The sequence below is a fragment of the Pinirhizobacter sp. genome (genome assembly GCF_035317885.1).
Taxonomy (GTDB): domain Bacteria; phylum Pseudomonadota; class Gammaproteobacteria; order Xanthomonadales; family Rhodanobacteraceae; genus Pinirhizobacter.
Genome location: NZ_DATHFX010000027.1, coordinates 1 through 5,861 on the forward strand (window position 1 = coordinate 1; position 5,861 = coordinate 5,861).

The window sequence follows — 5,861 nt, forward strand, 5'->3', positions numbered from 1 at the left end:
CGGGCAACGCCCTGGGCGCTGCCGTCACGGCCACCCTGGGCCTGCCGCTCAGCCGCGAAACGAACGCCCTGGATCTTTTGCGCCGCCCGGAGATCGACTACGCCGCGCTGATGGCCGTCCCCGGCATGGGGCCGGCCGTCGAAGACGAGCATGTGGCGGACCAGGTACAGGTGCAGGCCAAGTACGCCGGTTACCTTGAGCGCCAGCACGAGGAAATCGCCCGCCATCGCAAGAATGAGGCCCTGGCCATCCCGGCGGGCTTCGACTATGACCGCGTGCGCGGACTCTCCGCCGAGGTCCTGGTCAAGCTTAAACGTGGGCAGCCGGCCACCATCGGCCAGGCATCGCGCATCAGCGGCGTCACCCCGGCTGCGATCTCGCTGTTGCTGGTACACATCAAGCGACGCGCAGCCGCCTGACTTCCGACGGTTACGGACGGCCGATGCCCCGTGCGATCATCGGCTTAAGTCCTAAACGGAGTTCATCATGGAAGTCTGGATTGGCCGCAATGGCGAGCGGTTCGGCCCCTACAGCGAGGCCGATATCCGCCAGTGGCTGCGCGAGGGCTCGCTCAAACCCGGGGAATTGGCCTGGCACGCGGGCCTCACCGACTGGCAGGCCGCGGGCGACCTGTTCCCCGGCGAAGCGCCCGCCGCGGGCAGCGCCACGCCCATGCCGCCGGCACCACCACCGCCACAGCAATGGGTGGCCGACCCACAACCCTACGCCGGCTTCTGGAAGCGCCTGCTGGCCTACATCCTGGACGGGTTCATCCTGTGGATCCCGAACCTCATCATCATCAACCTGCTCGGCGGCACCGCCGCCCAGACGGCGATGATGCACACCATCGAAAACGCCAACAGCGACCCGGCGGTGGTGATGGCCGCCTACGGTGCCTACTGGAGCGCGATGCTGCCGGTGTTCGGCGTACAAATGCTGGTGACCTGGGCCTACTTCGCCCTGTGCGAAAGCTCCGCCATGCAGGCCACGCCGGGCAAGCTCGCCATGGGTATCCGCGTGACCGACGACGAAGGGCGGCGCATCAGTTTCCTGCGGGCCACCGGCCGTCATTTCGGCAAGATCATCAGCTCGCTCACGCTATGCATCGGCTACATGATGGCCGGCTGGACCGAACGCAAGCAGGCCCTGCACGACATGATGGCCAGCACCCTGGTGGTGAACGGGCGCGCCAGCGCCGCCCGGAACAACCCGCAACAGCCCGCGCCGCGCAACGACGACGGCTCATTCAGCGCCTGACCGCGCTTGCTATGATGCGGGATTCGTATCAACGGAACCCGCATCAAGCATGCTCTCGATCGAACAACGCATTGCCCAGGACATCGCCGCCAAGCCCCAACAGGTGCGTGCGGCGGTGGAACTGCTCGACGGCGGCGCCACCGTGCCGTTCATCGCCCGCTACCGCAAGGAAGTCACCGGCGGACTGGACGACATCCAGCTGCGCCTGCTCGAAGAGCGCCTGCGCTACCTGCGCGAGCTGGAAGACCGCCGCAAGGCCATCCTCGACTCCATCACCGAGCAGGGCAAGCTCACCGACGCGCTGAAGGCCGATATCGACGAGGCCGACACCAAGGCACGCCTGGAAGACCTCTACCTGCCCTACAAGCCCAAGCGCCGCACCAAGGCGCAGATCGCGCGCGAGGCGGGCCTGGAACCGCTGGCCACGACGCTGCGCGAAGATCCCACGCAAGATCCCGATGCACTGGCCGCTACCTTCGTTGACGCTGAAAAAGGCGTAGCCGATGTCCGCACCGCGCTCGATGGCGCCCGCGCCATCCTGATGGAAACCATCGCCGAGGACGCCCATCTGGTGGGCGAGCTGCGCGACTGGATGTGGGACGTCGGCCAGATCAAGGCCCGCGTGGTGGAAGGCAAGGAAAACGAAGGCGCGAAGTTCCGCGACTACTTCGACCACATGGAAAGCGTGGCGAAAATTCCCTCGCACCGGCTGCTGGCGCTGATGCGCGCGCGCAACGAGGGAATCATCGAGCTCGACCTCATCCCCGGCAACGATGCCGAGCAGGGCCACGCCCAGGGCGAAGGCCGGGTCGCCGCCCGCGCCGGCATCGTCGACCGCAAACGCCCGGCCGATGCCTTCCTGCGCGAAACCATACGTCTGACCTGGCGCGTGAAGCTGCACCTGCATCTCACGCTCGACCTGTTCGGTCGCGTGCGTGAGAGCGCCGACGACGAAGCCATCCGCGTATTTGGCGACAACCTGAAAGACCTCCTTCTTGCCGCACCTGCCGGCAACAAGGTGGTGATGGGCCTGGACCCGGGCATCCGCACCGGTTGCAAGCTCGCCATTGTCGATGCCACGGGCAAGCTGCTGGCCTTCGACACCATCTACCCGCACGAACCGCGCAACCAGTGGGACCAGTCCCTTGCCCGCATCGCGGCGTTGTCGAAGCAGCACGGCGTAAACCTGATCGCCATTGGCAACGGCACGGCCTCGCGCGAGACGGACAAGCTCGCCGCCGAAGTGATGAAGAAACACCCGGATCTTGGCCTTTCCAAGCTCGTGGTGAGCGAAGCCGGCGCCTCGGTGTACTCCGCATCGGAGCTTGCATCGAAGGAATTCCCGGAACTTGACGTTTCCATCCGCGGCGCGGTGTCCATCGCGCGCCGCCTGCAGGATCCCCTGGCGGAGCTGGTGAAGATCGAACCCAAGGCGATCGGCGTGGGCCAGTACCAGCACGACGTGAACCAGGTGAAGCTGGCCCGCGCGCTCGATGCTCGCGTGGAGGACTGCGTGAACGCCGTGGGCGTTGACGTGAACACCGCTTCCGCGCCGTTGCTCGCGCGCGTGGCGGGTTTGTCATCGAGCGTGGCAGAGAACGTGGTGAAGCACCGCGACGCGCACGGTGCATTCGGCAGCCGCAAGGAATTGTTGAAGGTGCCCCGCCTGGGCGACAAGGCCTTCGAACAATGCGCCGGCTTCCTGCGCATCGCCGGCGGCAGCAATCCGCTGGATGCGAGCTCCGTGCATCCGGAAGCCTATCCGGTGGTCGAGCGCATCCTCAAGGCATGCGGGCGTGAAGTACGCAACATCATCGGCGATACCTCTTTCCTGCGCGGGTTGAAACCCGAGCAGTTCACCGACGAGACCTTCGGCGTGCCCACCGTGCGCGACATCCTGAAGGAACTGGAGAAACCCGGCCGCGACCCGCGCCCCGAATTCGTCGCGCCATCATTCGCCGAAGGCGTGGAAGACCTGAAAGACCTCGCCGTGGGCATGGTGCTGGAAGGCCGCGTCACCAACGTGGCCGCGTTTGGCGCCTTCGTCGACATTGGCGTGCACCAGGATGGCCTGGTCCACGTATCGGCGTTGTCGCACACCTTCGTCAAGGACCCACGCGATGCGGTGAAAGCCGGCGATATCGTCAAGGTCAAGGTGATGGAAATAGACCTTCCGCGAAAGCGCATCGGGTTGTCGATGCGGCTGGATGATGTGCCTGGCGAGGCGCGCGGCGGCAAGCCCGCGGAGCGTGATGGCAATGCTGGCGGCAATCGCGGCCCGCGTGGCGGTGGCGATCGGCGTCCGCCAGCCCCGCCCAAATCCGCGCCAGCGCCTGCCAGTAGTGCGTTCGCCGATGCGTTCTCAAAGGCATTGAAGAAATAGGTCCTCGAGGTCGTCGCCTATAGGCAACCCCACGAGTGGCAAGTTGAAGAGCCGGCGAATGCCGGCTTTTCTTTTGCCACGCTCGACGGTCCTCTCTTGCCGGAATCAGGTCGCCGCTGGATATACCCGCCTAAAAGTGCCGAAAATGGGCGATTTCTTATGGCGCATTGCAACATGCGCTTCCGTATGTGTTGCATTAACGTAACGATTCTCTAACACAGCTCGACCAGGGGTCTTACGCATGCCACGTCTTCGCCACCTCGCAGCGGCCGTCACCACGGCGCTGCTGTTCTCCGCTGCCGCCCAGGCCACCGATTTCACCAAGGTCGTTGCATTCGGCGACAGCCTGAGTGATGCCGGCAACATCGCCAAGGAACTGGGCTCGCCGGTGCCCCTGCGTTTCACCACCAATCCCAGCACCACGGCGATCGAGAATATCGCCAGCGCCTACGGCTATAACCTCACCCCCTCGTTGAGCGGCGGCACGGACTATGCCTACGGCGGCGCCATGGTGGCGACCAACGTCGCCCTGCCGCCGGCACCTTCCGTGCTGAGCCAGGTGGGCGGTTACCTCGCGGCCAACGGCGGACACGCCGATCCGCACGCCCTGTACAGCGTCTGGATCGGCGCGAACGACCTGCTGGGTGCCACGGCCGCCCCATCCCAGGCCGCCGCGCTGCAGACCGCCGCCGTGGCCGCCACGCAGGAAGTGGGTGCGATCAAGGCCCTGCAGACGGCCGGCGCCAAGACCATCGTCGTCTTCAATATTCCCGACATCGGGAAGACGCCGGCCGCCATGTCCCAGGGCGCAGCCGCGTCGTCCGGCGCCAGCACCCTGGCCCTGGCCTACAACGGCGTACTCAGCGGGGGCCTTGCCCAGCTGGGCAAGGGCATCGTGCCGATCAACACCTATACCCTGCTGAACGAAATCATCGCCCAGCCGGGCAAGTACGGCTTCACCAACGTCACCACGCCTGCCTGCACCACGGCCAGCTCCATCCAGTGCACGCCGGCCACCCTGGTGTCGCCGACCGCCGGGCAGACCTACCTGTTCGCCGACGGCATCCACCCCACGGGCGCCGCCCACGCTCTGCTGGGCCAGTACGCGCTGTCGATCCTGAGCGCGCCGGAGAAGATCTCCCTCCTGGGCGAGGCCCCGATGGCCACGCATGCCGCACACGTGCATGCACTGACCAACCAGATGCTGGCTGACAACTTCGGCAGCGACAGCCGCCTGTTCGCCGTGGTCGACTACGGCAAGCAGAAGTACGAAGGCAACGGCAATTCGGTGAAGACCGATGCCGACAACGTGAACCTTACCGTCGGCGCCGATGCAAAGCTCGCCGAACACTGGTCCGCTGGCGTCGCCCTGGGCCTGAGCCAGACCGATGCCGATTTCCGCGGCGGCGAGGGTGGCTACAAGATGCAGGACCTGGCCGGCTCCCTGTACGCCTTCTACCACCAGGGTGGCGGTTACTTCGGTGCCATCGGCAGCTTCGGCCAGCTCAGCTACAACGACATCGACCGCAAGTTCGCCCTCGGGTCCGCCATCCGCACCGAGTCAGGCAACACCAGCGGTTCGCACCTGGACGCCGCGCTGACCGGCGGCTGGTGGTTCGGTTCGGATTCGATCAAGACCGGCCCCTTCGTCAACTTCGAATGGCAGAACAACAAGGTCGACCCGTACAACGAAAGTGGCGATGATTCGTCGGCGATGACCTTCGGCCGCCAGGAGCGCAAGGCACTGATCTCCACCGTGGGCTGGCGCCTGCAGGGCAACTGGACGGCGCACGAACTGGCGCTGCACCCGTACGCCGAAGTGTCCTTCAACCGCGACAGCAAGGCCGACCCGCGCGACATCGAAGCGGGCCTGGTGTCGATGAGCGGCACGTTCGTGCTGCCGGGTTTCAACCCCGACAAGACCTGGGGCACGGCCGACCTCGGCCTGATGGCGCAGCTTTCCGACAGCGTGGTCAGCTGGATCGGTTACAGCGGCCGCTTCAGCGACGACTCGCAGAAGTACAACAGCGTGAACCTGGGGATGAAGATCGGTTTCTGATCTCCTACCAACAGGCAAAGAAAAACGCCGGCTTTCGCCGGCGTTTTTTTGTCCCGAATGAAACCAGACGACTTACTTGCCGCCCTTGCCCTTGGCGAAAATCGACTCGCCCTGCTTCTTGAGGTTCGCAGCCTCGTCATCGCTGAGCGGGGAAGTCTTGCT

4 protein-coding genes are annotated in these 5,861 nt (G+C 65.3%); all 4 read left to right on the plus strand.

The annotated features are described in order from the left end of the window. Nucleotides 1–419: tRNA modifying enzyme MnmG family protein (locus VK519_RS00830; protein WP_524538967.1), on the plus strand; the 419-nt coding region annotated here is incomplete at its 5' end. Nucleotides 420–486: 67 nt separating this feature from the next. Next, the gene (locus tag VK519_RS00835; RefSeq protein WP_324346742.1) at nucleotides 487–1,257 is read left to right on the plus strand and encodes an RDD family protein; all 771 of its coding nucleotides are present in this window, start codon (nucleotides 487–489) and stop codon (nucleotides 1,255–1,257) included. Nucleotides 1,258–1,306: 49 nt separating this feature from the next. Continuing rightward, complete coding sequence (locus tag VK519_RS00840; protein WP_324346744.1) at nucleotides 1,307–3,640, plus strand: Tex family protein; 2,334 nt, start codon at nucleotides 1,307–1,309, stop codon at nucleotides 3,638–3,640. A gap of 241 nt (nucleotides 3,641–3,881) precedes the next feature. Further along, nucleotides 3,882–5,699: an autotransporter outer membrane beta-barrel domain-containing protein gene (locus VK519_RS00845; RefSeq protein WP_324346746.1), complete on the plus strand. Its 1,818-nt coding sequence runs from the start codon at nucleotides 3,882–3,884 to the stop codon at nucleotides 5,697–5,699. Nucleotides 5,700–5,861 lie beyond the last annotated feature (162 nt).